Source organism: Corynebacterium sp. MSK310 (genome assembly GCF_030227355.1).
Taxonomy (GTDB): Bacteria; Actinomycetota; Actinomycetes; order Mycobacteriales; family Mycobacteriaceae; genus Corynebacterium; species Corynebacterium rhinophilum.
Window position 1 is genome coordinate 53,658 of record NZ_JASPFZ010000002.1, and the last position, 13,396, is coordinate 67,053.

Annotated in this window: 12 protein-coding genes and 1 tRNA gene; 10 read left to right on the forward strand and 3 right to left on the reverse strand. The window is 57.8% G+C overall.

Annotated features, from left to right (window positions below):
- Positions 1-23: 23 nt before the first annotated feature.
- From nadC to QP891_RS02610, 3 genes are all read right to left on the reverse strand, one after another.
- Positions 24-953, reverse strand: a complete 930-nt coding sequence (nadC, locus tag QP891_RS02600) for a carboxylating nicotinate-nucleotide diphosphorylase (protein ID WP_284769964.1) — start codon at positions 951-953, stop codon at positions 24-26.
- Positions 954-1,976: a quinolinate synthase NadA gene (nadA, locus tag QP891_RS02605; RefSeq protein ID WP_410757505.1), complete on the reverse strand. Its 1,023-nt coding sequence runs from the start codon at positions 1,974-1,976 to the stop codon at positions 954-956.
- 130 nt (positions 1,977-2,106) lie between these two features.
- Positions 2,107-3,582, reverse strand: coding sequence for an amino acid permease (locus QP891_RS02610; protein WP_284769963.1), 1,476 nt, complete (start codon positions 3,580-3,582; stop codon positions 2,107-2,109).
- Positions 3,583-3,651: 69 nt separating this feature from the next.
- On the opposite strand from QP891_RS02610, the gene QP891_RS02615 reads away from it, so the two are divergent.
- The 10 genes from QP891_RS02615 (at position 3,652) to QP891_RS02660 (ending at position 13,377) form a co-directional block, all read left to right on the forward strand.
- Entirely contained in the window at positions 3,652-4,242 is a 591-nt protein-coding gene (locus QP891_RS02615; protein WP_284769962.1) for a MazG nucleotide pyrophosphohydrolase domain-containing protein, read from the forward strand.
- Between the two features lie 90 nt (positions 4,243-4,332).
- On the forward strand, positions 4,333-5,094 hold the full coding sequence (locus tag QP891_RS02620; RefSeq protein WP_284805824.1) for a lytic transglycosylase domain-containing protein: 762 nt from the start codon (positions 4,333-4,335) through the stop codon (positions 5,092-5,094).
- 92 nt (positions 5,095-5,186) lie between these two features.
- A complete protein-coding gene (eno, locus tag QP891_RS02625; RefSeq protein WP_284769960.1) occupies positions 5,187-6,464 on the forward strand; it encodes a phosphopyruvate hydratase in 1,278 nt (425 codons plus the stop codon).
- Between the two features lie 234 nt (positions 6,465-6,698).
- On the forward strand, positions 6,699-7,259 hold the full coding sequence (locus QP891_RS02630; RefSeq protein WP_284769959.1) for a septum formation initiator family protein: 561 nt from the start codon (positions 6,699-6,701) through the stop codon (positions 7,257-7,259).
- Positions 7,260-7,267: 8 nt separating this feature from the next.
- Positions 7,268-7,816, forward strand: coding sequence for a DUF501 domain-containing protein (locus QP891_RS02635; protein ID WP_284769958.1), 549 nt, complete (start codon positions 7,268-7,270; stop codon positions 7,814-7,816).
- 9 nt (positions 7,817-7,825) lie between these two features.
- The gene (locus QP891_RS02640) at positions 7,826-8,791 is read left to right on the forward strand and encodes a Ppx/GppA phosphatase family protein (protein WP_284769957.1); all 966 of its coding nucleotides are present in this window, start codon (positions 7,826-7,828) and stop codon (positions 8,789-8,791) included.
- A gap of 41 nt (positions 8,792-8,832) precedes the next feature.
- Positions 8,833-8,906, forward strand: a tRNA-Leu gene (locus QP891_RS02645).
- Positions 8,907-9,646: 740 nt separating this feature from the next.
- Positions 9,647-10,414 (forward strand): Bax inhibitor-1/YccA family protein, encoded by a 768-nt coding sequence (locus tag QP891_RS02650; protein ID WP_284769956.1) that lies wholly within the window; start codon positions 9,647-9,649, stop codon positions 10,412-10,414.
- A gap of 370 nt (positions 10,415-10,784) precedes the next feature.
- A complete protein-coding gene (locus QP891_RS02655; protein ID WP_284805825.1) occupies positions 10,785-11,498 on the forward strand; it encodes a DUF3558 domain-containing protein in 714 nt (237 codons plus the stop codon).
- A 307-nt stretch (positions 11,499-11,805) separates the two neighbouring features.
- Entirely contained in the window at positions 11,806-13,377 is a 1,572-nt protein-coding gene (locus QP891_RS02660) for a hypothetical protein (RefSeq protein ID WP_284769954.1), read from the forward strand.
- The last annotated feature ends 19 nt before the right edge of the window (positions 13,378-13,396 follow it).

The following is a 13,396-nucleotide window of genomic DNA, read 5'->3' on the forward strand; positions in this document are numbered from 1 at the left end:
TCGGGGTAACTCCCGTTCGCCGCTTAAGAGAAGTCCAAGCCGATATCCAGCACGCGCACCGAGTGGGTGAGGGCGCCGACGGCGATATAGTCCACGCCCGAGGTGCCGTACTCGCCGGCGTTTTCAAGCTGCAACCCGCCGGAGGCTTCTAGCGCCGTGGTTGGGCTGAGTGCTTGGCGGCGGTGGACGGCGGTGTGGACATCGGCAAGCGCGAAGTTATCCAGCAGCACCATATCCGGGTGCAGCGGGAGGACCTCCTCGAGCTGGTCCAAGGTATCAACCTCGACCTCGCAGGGGATGTCCGGGGCATGCTCGCGCACGCGGCGCAGGGCCGTGGCCACGCTGCCGCCCACGGCGAGCACGTGATTGTCCTTAATCATGGCGGCATCGCCCAAGCCCATCCGGTGGTTCGCCCCGCCGCCGGCGCGGACGGCGTATTTCTGCAGCGCGCGCAGGCCAGGCAGGGTCTTGCGGGTATCGCGCACCTGGGCCTGTTTAACGCTGCCCGGCGTCCCCGTGTCTTCGGCTGCTGCTGCGATGGCATCGACCCAACGCCGGGTCTGCGTCGCGATGGCGCTTACGTGCGAGACCATATTGAGCATGGTGCGTTCAGCTGCCAGCACGAGGAGGGTAGGTGCCTGCACCGTGGCGATGACGTGGCCTGGGGTAACGCGGTCGCCGTCGGTGGAGTGGAGGGTGATGGTGGGGGCATCGGCAAGCGTGGGGCCTGTAACCACGCCCCAGTGGCTTAAGCGCTGGGCGGTAGCGTCAAGAACCTGCTCGATAAGGCCCAAGCCTGCGATGGTGCCGGCCTCGCGCGCGGTGAACTCCGCCGTGCAACGGGCCTCACCCGGCACCGTGGCAAGCGAGGTGTAATCCGGCCCGTAAGCGAAATCCTCATCCAAGGCCGTGGAAATGAGCGCGGAGCAATCCGGCAGGCGCAGGTCTTCCATTTACTCGCCCCCGCCGGGGTTGCCAATCGAAATCATGGCCTCGAGGGACTTGCGCGCTGCATTCGCGATGTCTTCTGGAACCGTAACTTCATCGGTTTCTTCCATCAGGCAGCGCTCTAGGGCCTCTGGGGTGATCATCTTCATGTATTTGCACTCGGCGTGGTCATTGACGGCCTGGAAATCGATGTCTGGGGCGGCCTGGCGCAGCTGGTGCAGCATGCCGGTCTCCGTGGCAACGAGCACCTTATTCTGCGGCTGCTTCTGGGACTGGGTGATCATCTGCCCGGTAGAGAGCATGTGCACGCGCTCTTGCGGCACTAAACCTTCGTTGGCCAGGTACAACGCGGAATTGGAGCAGCCGCACTCCGGGTGGATATACAGGTCCGCGTCCGGGTTATCTTGGGTCTGCTGGGTCAGCTGCTGGGCGCTAATGCCGGCATGCACGTGGCACTCACCGGCCCAGATGTGGATATTTTCCCGGCCGGTCTCGCGCTTGACGTAGGCGCCCAAGAACTGGTCTGGGCAAAAGAGGATCTCTTTATCCGCCGGTAGCGAGTTGACCACGTCGACGGCATTGGAGGACGTACAGCAGACATCGGTCAGCGCCTTGACCTCTGCGGTGGTATTGACGTAGCTGACCACCAGCGCATCGGGGTGCTCGGACTTCCACTGGCGCAGCTCATCAGCGGTGATGGAATCTGCCAGGGAACACCCAGCGCGCTCATCGGGGATGAGGACCTTCTTATTCGGAGAAAGAATCTTCGCGGATTCCGCCATGAAGTGCACGCCGCAAAAGACGATGATATCTGCATCAGTTTCCGCCGCCTTGCGGGACAGCGCCAGGGAATCGCCAGTGTGGTGGGCAACGTCTTGGATCTCCGGGATCTGGTAATTATGCGCCAGGATCACCGCATTGCGCTGTTCCGCCAACTCTTTGATCCGCTCCGCCCAGGCCTTTCCTGCCGCGGGGTCCGAACCAGCAGGAGTGGCAGAGGGCATGGCGCTAACATTGGTTTGAGTCACAAGTGCTCCAAAGGTGATAGTCACAGAAATTAGTGGGGTGTTATAACCGTACTAAACTGTCTGTGTTCAAGACCACTTGCGATGCCAGGTGGGTGCACCGACCCAGCCCTTTTGGTGGGGTCGGGGGGGACTAGAGCTCCAGCGATCCTTGGGCGAGGCCGACCGCGGCGATGGTGGCGGCCACCAGTACCACGATGACGATTGACCACTCAAATCCATTAAAAAGCTTCTCGCGGCGCGATAGGCGGGTGAGCACGTACGGGATAAGCCCTGGCACTACGGCAAGGGCGCCAAAGAGAATATAAACCGGGTCGGCGGCATAAATTAGCCACAGAGAGTACACAAAGGCCACTAGCGCGATGCCAAAGTGGCGCCGGTTTTCGCGTCTGGGAATATCCGGCCCGGATAGATCGAACCGCGTTCCGGCGTGCGGGTGGGTCACGCCTTTGCCCCGTATCGCTAGCAGCAATAGGTACAGCGAGGAGAAGATATAGGGCAGGAGGTACATGATGGTGGCGAGCTGCACCATCGCGGCATAAGAAGCTTCATTGACGTAAAAGACGACGATGAAGATCTGGATGGCAGTTGTAGAAATCAGCTGGGCTACCCACGGGGCGCCGGCCACATTGATGGTGCCGATGCGGCGGGGGATAAGGCCATCGATGGCCATCATGACGATGGGCTCAGCACACAGCATTTGCCAGGAAACGTAGGCGCCGAGGACCGAAAGGCACAGGCCGATGGAAATCAGCGCCCCGCCCCACGGGCCGACGACCTCCGTGAGCACCGAGGCCATGGAATTATCCGGCAGCGCGGCTAGCTCTTCTTTCGTCATCACACCAAAGCTCAAGGTGGAGACGGAAACCAAGAGTGCAAGCACGGAGAAGAAACCAATGACGGTGGCGCGGCCAACATCGGTGCGCTTAGTGGCCTGCTTGGAATAGACGGAGGCGCCTTCTACGCCGATAAAGACCCAGACGGTAAAGAGCATGATGCCCTGGACCTGCTCAAAGACGCTGGCATTGGAATTTCGGCCCCAGAAATCCAAGGTGAATTTATCCCAGCTAAAGCCGATGAACGCGACTAAGACGATGAAGGCCAAGATGGGGACGATCTTGGCAATCGTGGTCACCAGGTTCATGAATGCGGCTTGCTGTACCCCGCGGGCCAAAACGGCAAAGATGCCCCACGAAAGTAGGGAGACGGCGATGGCAGAGGGCCATTGGTGGTCGGCATCGAAAAGCGGCAGGTAATGCCCAATCGTATTGAAAAATAAGGTGGCATAGCCCACCTGCGCCATCACCGAGCCCAGCCAATAGCCCCAGCCTGAGGTAAAGCCGATGAAATCGCCCAAGCCGGCGCGTACGTAGGAATAGACGCCGGAATCCAAGTGGGGCTTGCGGTACGCCAAAATCTGGAAGACAAAGGCAACCGACAGCATGCCGATTCCCGCTACCAACCAACCGATGAGCATGGCACCTGGGCCTGCCACGGAGGAAATATTTTGGGGTAGCGAAAATATGCCCGCGCCGACGGTGGATCCGATAATCAGCGCGACAAGCGTCCACAATGACACCGAGTGGGACTTATTTTGGCTGGAGGTCATTGGCCTAAAGTACCGCGCCCGCCCCGTTAAAGGGAACTTGAGAAAATACACGGGATAGACTTTGTAGCTATGACAGTCCTGTTGCTCGATGAACGCTGGCCCACCATGATCCCCATGCGCGCCTATGGCAGGTTATATGGACCCGTTCAGTTCACCGGGGAAGTGCCGGTATCAGTGCGGTGGAACTTCTCGGATCTACTTAGCGGCGATGATGCCACCGGCACCTTGGTGACCACCGATGAACACGATCCAGAAACCCAAGCGCGCATTGCTACCGGGGAGCAGGTCATTAGGGCCGAGTCGCTCGAGGATCCCGTGATGCAGGCGCGCAGCGCTATGGCAACGGCCCGCCGCATCGGCGAATGGGAACGCGAGCAGACCCATGAATCCCTCCTGCCGTACTTAGAAGAGGAGGCAGGCGAATTTGCGGCGGCCGTGCGCCAGCGCGCGCCCGAGGAGGATTTGCTCAAAGAGCTAGGGGATATCTTCCTGCAGGTGCTTTTTCACGCCGAGATTTCCACTTTCTCGCTAGACGATGTCGCCGCCAGCTTCGTGCGCAAGATGCGCTCCCGCGCGCCATATCTCTTTGACGGAACGGCGGACATAGTAGGCGTAGAAGAACAAAACCGCCTCTGGGCGGAGGGGAAATCGCGGGAGTAAAAGCGGCGTCAAAGTCTCAGGGACTTTTACGCTTGGCGGGCGCGTGTAGTTATCCGGCGGGGTGAATGTCACTTAGTAGGATGGCTACTCATGAACAGGCTGCTGCGAACAATCGGGGGCTGCGGACTAGCCGTAGTAATCATTATTGCGCTGGTAATGGGGCTATTTGTGTCAAATTCCGCCGATGATTCTTCGGTTCCCAATGCCACCCCGCCCGTGGGTGGAAAAGAGGTGGCAAATATCGATGTCAACGCGCCGGGCCGCACGGCCGATAAGCTAACGCACTGGGCATCGGATTTGGCAGAAGCGACCGATATTCCGCCGCAAGCGCTGCGCGCCTATGGCAACGCGGAACTTATCGCACGGCAGCAGCACCCGGGCTGCAATTTGCGGTGGAATACCCTTGCGGGTCTGGGCTTTGTAGAAACCCGGCACGGTACCTATAACGGCAACTGGTTTAAGTCCTCCAAGTTGGATGACAACGGATACCCGCAGCCGCCGATCGTCGGCATTACCCTGGATGGCACGAATAACACCGCGCACACCCCGGATACCGATAACGGCGAAATCGACGGGGATACGGAATTTGACCGCGCGGTGGGGCCATTGCAGTTCATCCCTACCTCGTGGGAGTCCGTGGGCGGCGATGCCAATGGCGATGGCAAGGCCGACCCGAACCAGATCGACGATGCCGCCCTGGGCGCGGCGAACCTCTTGTGCTTTGGTGATAGGGATCTCAGTGACCCGGATCAGTGGGAAGAGGCCATCTTAAATTACAACCAGTCCAGGGAATATCTGGACAAGGTAGCCCACGCGGCCAATGCCTACTCGGTACCGCAACCGTCTCGTTAGCCTCACGCGTGGCGGTTTTCTGGAACAATTGGGCGTGTAACTGAACTAAGTGGCTCAGCGACGAACATCATCTATAAGGAGTGAGTTACAGCATGGCTGGTATCATCCACGCATTTGGACGCGAGATTCTGGATTCCCGCGGTAACCCGACCGTAGAGGCCGAGGTCTTCTTGGAGGACGGCGCCCACGGCGTTGCCGGCGTTCCTTCCGGCGCATCGACCGGTGTGCACGAGGCGCACGAGCTGCGCGACGGCGGCGACCGCTACCTGGGCAAGGGTGTGCAGAAGGCCGTAGAGAACATCAACGAGGAAATTGGCGATGAGATCGCTGGCCTCGAAGCCGATGACCAGCGCCTCATTGACCAGGCGCTCATCAAGCTGGACGGCACGGATAATAAGTCCCGCCTCGGCGCCAATGCCATCCTCGGTGTTTCCATCGCTACCGCTAAGGCGGCGGCCGAGTCCGCCGCGCTGCCGCTCTACCGCTACATCGGCGGACCAAACGCTCACGTTCTTCCCGTTCCCATGATGAACATCCTGAACGGCGGCTCCCACGCTGACTCTGGCGTGGACGTGCAGGAGTTCATGATTGCTCCCATCGGCGCAGAGACCTTCACCGAGGCGCTCAGCGTTGGTGCTGGCGTGTACCACTCCCTGAAGGCCGTGCTGAAGGACAAGGGCCTGTCCACCGGTTTGGGCGATGAGGGCGGCTTTGCTCCTTCCGTTGATTCCACCCGCGCTGCGCTCGACGTCATCGTTGAGGCCATCAAGAAGGCCGGATTCGAGCCAGGCAAGGACGTTGCCTTGGCCCTTGACGTTGCTTCCTCCGAGTTCTACGAGGACGGCAAGTACCACTTCGAAGGCGGCGAGCACACCGCCGAGGAGATGTCCAAGGTCTACGAGGAGCTCATCAACGAGTACCCCATCGTTTCCATCGAGGACCCGCTGCAGGAAGATGACTGGGAAGGCTACACCACCCTGACCGCCGCCATTGGCGATAAGGTCCAGATCGTCGGCGATGACTTCTTCGTCACCAACCCGGCTCGCCTGCAGGAGGGCATCGACAAGAAGGCAGCCAACGCGCTGCTGGTAAAGGTTAACCAGATTGGTACCTTGACCGAGACCTTCGATGCCGTAGAGCTCGCGCACCGCAACGGCTACCGCACCATGATGTCCCACCGCTCCGGCGAGACCGAGGACACCACCATTGCGGACTTGGCTGTCGCCCTTAACTGCGGCCAGATCAAGACCGGTGCCCCGGCCCGCTCCGAGCGCGTGGCTAAGTACAACCAGCTGCTGCGCATTGAGCAGGAGCTTGGCGATGCCGCCGTCTACGCCGGCCGTTCCGCCTTCCCACGCTTCAACGCTTAAGGCCTTGGGATCTAGCCTAGAAGCTGGACTCCGTTAGAAAGTTAGTCCCCGCGGCGCCCCGGGAAGGTGTGGCGGGGACTTCCTCGTTGTGCCACTATTTTCTGCGCAGTGTGGCCGCGAAAAGCCTATTGCGCAGCACATGTTCCGAACGCTGAAACCGCCTGAGAAAGTTGGTGAATTTCCGCGCGTGCCACGCCCGTGTTACTGGTGTGGCGGCGCTAGGATAGTAATCCTATGGCACGTGAGAAGAAGACGGAGCGCCGCCGGAGCCGCACCAGGGTTCCGGTGGCCTCGCGTGCTGCGGATATCCGCAAATCCCAGCGGGCGCAGGAAAAGAAGAACCGCAAGCCCGATCGCATGAGCATCGTTGGCATGACCGTCATCGTTGTTTTCGTGCTGGTGGTGCTCGTCATCATTGCGGTGCCGCTGCGCAATTACTACCACGGCCGCTCTGAAATCGCCCGGCTGAATGAATCGATTGCGGCGAAGCAGGATGAAAAAGACGCCCTATTAGAAGAGATCGATAAATATAAATCCGAGGACTATATCAAGCAGGAAGCCCGGCGGCGCTTCGGCGTGGTAGAGCAGGGCGAGACCGCGTACCGCATCCTCGATCCTAATATTCAGCCCGATAACCAGGTCACTACCGATAGTCAGGCGCAGGAAGATTCGCGCCCGTGGTTTGAGGTGCTGTGGGATTCGGTGGCGCAGCCGCCAGAAGAAGAGGCCCCAGCGGGCGAGTCGCAGCACCTGCCGATTGAGCCAGCGCCTGAGGAAAGCGGCGATATGCGATAATTGTTCGCATGACCGTCACTGATGCAGATTTAGCCATCGTCTCCGAGCAATTGGGCCGCACCCCACGCGGCGTGCTGGAGGTATCTTTCCGCACGCCGGATGACCAACCGGCCGTGATTAAAACCTCTCCTAAGCTGCCGGATGGCACCCCATTTCCCACGCTGTATTACCTCACCGATCCCCGCCTCACAGCGGAGGCCTCCCGGCTGGAGGTCGCCCACGTAATGAAGTGGATGGAGTCCCGCCTGTCCGAGGACAAGGAGCTCGCCGCGGACTATCACCAGGCCCACGAGCATTTCTTAGCCAAGCGCAATGAGATTGAGGACCTGGGCACGGACTTTTCCGGCGGCGGCATGCCGGAGCGAGTGAAGTGCCTGCACGTGCTCATTGCCTATGCGCTTGCCGAAGGCCCTCAGCACTTCCGTCTCGGCACCGAGGCCGTGGCCATGGCGGCCGACCACGGTAAGCTGCGCGGTACGGCGATTCCGCAGGACTGGCCCACGGTGGAAGAGCTGGGCATTGAACTGGCGGAGTTCGATTTTTCCAACGCGGAATAGGAGTAAGACATGACTCGCGTGGCAGCCATTGACTGCGGTACCAATTCCATTCGTCTGCTCATTTCTGAGATTGATGAAGACGGCAAGGTGCGCGATATTACCCGCACCATGGAAATTATTCGCCTGGGCCAAGGCGTGGATGCAACGGGTGAAATCGCGCCCGATGCCTTAGAGCGCGCCCGCGTGGCCTTGGAAGGCTATGTGCGCCAGATGAAGTTCGAAAAGGTCACCCGCGTGCGCATGGTGGCAACCAGTGCCACCCGCGATGCAAAGAATCAGCAGGAATTTTTCGATATGACTGCTGAACTTTTGGGCCAGATTGAATCCGGTGCCAAGGCGGAGGTTATCTCCGGCGAAGAAGAAGCACTCCTGTCTTTCAACGGCGCGGTAGCCGATATGGAGCCTGACCGCGGCCCCTTCTGCGTCATTGACTTGGGCGGCGGTTCTACCGAATTCGTCGTGGGTACCGCGGATGAAGAGATTCTAGGTTCGCACTCTGCGTACATGGGCTGTGTGCGCCTGACAGAACGCATCATGCGCACCGACCCGCCCACGGAATCAGAGGTTGAAATCGCCTCTGAATACGTAGCAGAGCGCATGGGCGAGGTGGAAAAGATCGTCCCCATGTCCAAGGCGCGCACCATTGTGGGCTGTGCCGGCACGTTCACCACGCTATCCGCCTTGGCACAGGGCCTAGAGCGCTATGATGCCGATGCGATCCATGGCTCGGAGCTGCGTTTCGATGCCCTGCGGGTGCTGCTCAAGCAACTCGTCAGCATTCCCTCGGAAGAACGCGCCCTCAATCCGGTCATTCACCCAGGCCGCGCCGATGTCATCGGCGGTGGGGCAGTAGCAGTTGAGGGAATCATGCAGCTTATCGAGCGCACTAGTGATGCGCGCAGCTTTTTCATCAGTGAAAAAGACATCCTAGACGGCATCATTGCAGGTCTGGTTAGTGAATCTACCCCTCATTAACTCTTTTTAGGAATAGTGTCCTACACTATTCCTTGCGCCCCGCCCCCATAGCCCAATCGGCAGAGGCAGTCGACTTAAAATCGATTCAGTGTGGGTTCGAGTCCCACTGGGGGCACGCTGTGAAGTCTCGAGACATCGTTCCTATGGTGTCTCGAGACTTTTCGTATGGCTCAGTAACTGAGCCACGCCGCGTAGCGTACGCCGATACGATCAGTGCAGTCCCCGCCGGTCCGCAGCTCTTTGCCTGCGTCTGCGTCAATGATTTTAGGTTGCACGGTTTTCCGGTTGTTGCTGTCGATAGCAATTCCGACTGCAATGAATGCTGGGATGAAAAACGCGCTAGCTCCCGCCAGCGTCATGATGATTGCTGTGCTGGTGGATATGAGTGTAAATCGCAAGATGTTCCTTTAATCTCGACCGAAGTATGACTGTCTAGGTACTTGAGGATTAGCTCATGAAGTAGGTACCTTTTTAAGCTTATATCGAAGCTACGAATAGTGAATCCTCGGTGTACCTGACTGCAGGTGATGGGCGCCGAAGACTCGATAAAAGGGCAGCAGGAATCAAGGTCGGTAACGTCCTGGCGGGGGTCGTTCGCCATAGTTAGTCGTCTCGTAGTCAGATGTTCCTTTGCAATCTGTTGACCTTCTTATGTCGAGGCTCTTTCCCGCGGCTCATAAGGCGCGAGAGCAAGTTTCTAGCAACAAAACTCGGGTTACGTCAGCGGAGGGACCGGTCCGGCAATAAATTTCCGAGAATCTTGAACAAATTATTCCAAATGAGGAACTTTGTGGGGCGTGATGACGTTGATCTACATGAGAAAGATGATTTGTACATCACTGAGAAAGGACAACCGTGCGTTCAAGCAATCCGGTTATGACCTCGCTGACTGAAAGTAGCCAGCAGCAGAACCCCAGCTACGCGGGCGAAGCCCCTCGCCCCATGACCGTGGATGACGTCGTCACCAAGACGGGAATTACCCTCGGCATCATTATCGTGGCCGCTGCTATCAACTTCTACTTGGGCACCATGAACCCTGGCACCGCCATGATGCTTATGCTGGTCGGCGGCATCGGCGGATTCATTACCGTACTTGTGGCTTCCTTTGGTCGGAAGTGGGGTTCACCGGCCGCAACCCTAATCTATGCGGTATTCGAGGGCTTCTTCGTTGGTGGCTTCTCCTTCGTATTCGCTAATAGCACCATCGGTGGTTCTAATGGCATGGCGCTGATTGGCCAGGCAATCGTCGGTACCATCGGCGTATTCATCGGTATGCTCATTGTCTACAAGACTGGTGCAGTAAAGGTCACTCCAAAGTTCACCAAGATTTTGGTCGGCCTCATTGCAGGTGTCGCGGTCATGGCCCTTGCAAACTTCTTGGGTGCCCTCTTCTTCGATTTCAACCCACTGCGCGATGGTGGCCCTCTCGCCATCATCTTCTCCCTAGTTTGCATTGTCTTGGCTGCTCTGTCCTTCCTGACTGACTTTGACCAAGCAGATCGCCTTATCCGTGCTGGTGCTCCTGCTAAGCAGGCATGGGGCGTGGCTCTCGGCTTGGCCGTAACCTTGGTCTGGCTCTACACCGAAATTCTTCGCCTGTTGAGCTACGTTCAGCGCAACTAAGTCTTTTTCATGCTTTCGGCCCGCACTACGGTGCGGGCCATTTTTGTGTCCGCGTTTGGCTTACAGGCCTGTAATTATTGGGGTAATTCAGGGGGTATTAAGTCGTTGTTTAGCCTTTAAGCGGGTAGGAGAGGACATTCAGGCTTAAGACAGCTAATGAGCAGCAAATTTCACCATTTGGAAAGTTATAAATGTGGTGTGTGAGATAAATGAAATAGTTAAATAGTGATTAATTTGCGGGCTCGGCAAGAAATTTTTACGCGATTCATGCATGCTATGTGGCGGGAACGGGAAACCGGAAGGTAGAGAGTTCTCTCCTCTATTTTCTCCTCGTTCCAGCTCGTCTAGTAGGAGTAACCGAAGGATTGTTGTGAAACGTCAGGCAACCGTAGCAGCGCTGGTAGTCAGCTCGGTCGCGCTGAGTGGCTGCGTTGCGGAAGTCGGCTCGAGGAGCGCGTCAGAAGATGCCGCGATGACGGCAGAAGCTGATGGCACTAGTTCGGTCGATGGCGCGGGTGATGCCAACGGAAACCAGGGGGATGACGTGGAAGACAATGCGGGGGATTCGGAACACTCCAAAGGCGAGGACACGAGTGCTGGCGCCGGTCTTCGGGGGGAGACCGGCGCCACGGCAGATGGGGATTCCGGGGTACTACCGTCGCCGGGAGAATTTGATCCAGCTGATCCAGATTTCGAGCTATTCGACCCTTGTACGGAGATTCCAACGGACAGACTAAAAGCTGCGGGAATCGGGTCTCCTATTGGGGATACTCGGAGAATCTCCGGTTCCGTCATATGTACCTTTGAGTTCCAAGGTGACCAAAATCGGGGAGGAGTGGTTGGATTATCTGGAATGATTAGTTCCAGCCCGCTTGATGATTCATTGAATCGGGAAGAAAATCCAAAAGGAAACTCTTCAAAGTTTGGGGACGTTGAAGAAAATGAACTTTTTGGAGATATGTTTTGCACTGTAATCCAAGAAACCGTTCGAGGGGTTATACGAGTCAATTACTCAGGATTTAGTCCTGACGAAAGTTACGAAGAAAAGTGTTCAATTGCTAGCGGAGTACTAGCGAATCTTTAGGATAAAAATCGGGGGAATTATGAAAATCAGTAGTGAAAGTCTACTAAACACTGCCATGGAAACAGAGTTTCTAGGAACGGAACTTATGGGGGCGGTTGGGAATGCCCAATCACCGTTGGATTCGGCGTTTTCACCTGTCAGCGGAATCGACCATGTAGGGGCGATTCATCAGCGAATCCTTGAAACAGATCCCGGTTCCGCAGGTAATTCTTTAAGAGCTTTCTCGGAGCAATTGAAATGGCTCTACGACAGTCTTGCTCGTGAAGCCCGAGGCTTTGAAGCCCAAGAAGCTGCAAATAGTAGGGCGATGGATATCGCGGACGCTGGCGGTGAGATTGGCGTTGAATCGATGCCGATTATGGATCAGCCGGAGCCAGGGTATAGCCCGTTTATGTTTACTCCGCCTGTAGTTAACGTCGGTACGTCGATTACTAAGCTGGCAACGGACTTGATGTCTACGCAGATTTGGAGCGTATCCGAAGCTAATGCGCGGTGGAAGTCCTTAGGCTCCGAGGTTCGGGAGATCGTTAGCGGGCTTGAAAAAGCCGCGGGATCCTTGGAAAGCGAGAATGACAGCGAAACGACGTCGCGGGCGGCAGCGAAGATCCGAGAGGTAGCGGCCTCGGGGAAGCATTTTGTGGCCAATGCTGAAGCAATGGGAGAAAAGCTCACTGGTTTCCACTCGCGATTGATGATGATTCAGCCGTCGGCAATGGCAATGGCGATGGATATTATGAAGATCCCTGACCCGGCCGAACGAAAAATCGCAGAGACTGCGGCGTTGGCAAAGCTCCAACCGGATCTTCAAAGGTTTGCCATCGAGGCAATGCCTAATCAGCATGCGTTAATGGAACAGTCGCCAGCTGCCGGAGGGGGCGGTGTTGATGCCGGTTTGTCTGGCGTGGATGGCGATGGCCAGAAGTATAGTACCGACAGTGTTGTGTGGCCGCGCGCGATTCAGGAAGCTATTGCCCGCGGCGAAGTGGGGCCGGGAAACTTCGACGTGGCAAATGGTACGGTCCACGATTTGGAATCCGTCGGCATGACTCCAGAGGAAACCGCTGCGTTCCAAGAGCAATTGCACGCGGACGGCAGAAAGGCCGTTTCCCAATTAGGGGTGGGCGATGGAATAGATATCAGCGGTCGCGATGTCGCAACCAGTGGAGCCTCACTCCCTGGGGCGACGCCGCATAGTCAGCTAGGTTCTATGTCAATGGCTGGCGGTGGGCCCGGTGCTACGGGTATGGGCACTGGGGCCGGGTTAGGTACCGGAACTGGAATTGCAAGTGCCGCGGGTACTCCTACCTTCGGCGGGCGAGCTGGAAGTGGAAATCCTGGCGCGCTCCGCGGTGGCGGATTCAATCCAACGGCCGGGCTCGGTAGCGGGGCCTTGGGCACGGGTGGAAGGCCTGGTTCTGGCGTAGGCGGAAACATGGGTGCACTCGTAAATTCCGCCCCAGGACTAGGTGCTGGCGGAACCACTGCGCGCGGCGGAGCAGCTTTGCGTGGTGGCTCCGGTGAGAGCGTCGGCGCTCGCGGTGTGGGAGGCGCGCTTCCTCGCGGGGCAGGCGAATCTGCTGGCAATAGCAGCGGTGGTAACGGTAGCCGGGGACACCTTGAAAGGGGAGCTGTGCGCGAAGCTGTGGTGCGCGGGGGAGGCGCCATCAATAACCCCGGTGCCAAATCTGGCGCCGCAAGGCCAGCAGCAGGTATGCGAGCCTTTGCGCCAATGATGGGAACCCGGGGTCAGGGAAATGACAAGAACCGGGTGAAGGCGGTAACGACTCAAGTTGAGCGCGATCCTAATAAGCGAGATCTGTTGGGAGAACCACCGGCTGTTGTGCCTGGGGTTATCGGCAATTGGGCGCGAGAATCCTAGGCAGCGAATCGGGAAAGGA

Coding starts and splice junctions, on each gene's coding strand:
- QP891_RS02635 (WP_284769958.1), top strand. CDS start 7,268: ATGACCGTCACTGATGCAGATTTAGCCATCGTCTCCGAGCAATTGGGC.
- QP891_RS02660 (WP_284769954.1), top strand. CDS start 11,806: ATGGATATCGCGGACGCTGGCGGTGAGATTGGCGTTGAATCGATGCCG.
- QP891_RS02610 (WP_284769963.1), bottom strand. CDS start 3,582: ATGACCTCCAGCCAAAATAAGTCCCACTCGGTGTCATTGTGGACGCTT.
- QP891_RS02615 (WP_284769962.1), top strand. CDS start 3,652: ATGACAGTCCTGTTGCTCGATGAACGCTGGCCCACCATGATCCCCATG.
- QP891_RS02640 (WP_284769957.1), top strand. CDS start 7,826: ATGACTCGCGTGGCAGCCATTGACTGCGGTACCAATTCCATTCGTCTG.
- QP891_RS02620 (WP_284805824.1), top strand. CDS start 4,333: ATGAACAGGCTGCTGCGAACAATCGGGGGCTGCGGACTAGCCGTAGTA.
- eno (WP_284769960.1), top strand. CDS start 5,187: ATGGCTGGTATCATCCACGCATTTGGACGCGAGATTCTGGATTCCCGC.
- QP891_RS02630 (WP_284769959.1), top strand. CDS start 6,699: ATGGCACGTGAGAAGAAGACGGAGCGCCGCCGGAGCCGCACCAGGGTT.
- nadC (WP_284769964.1), bottom strand. CDS start 953: ATGGAAGACCTGCGCCTGCCGGATTGCTCCGCGCTCATTTCCACGGCC.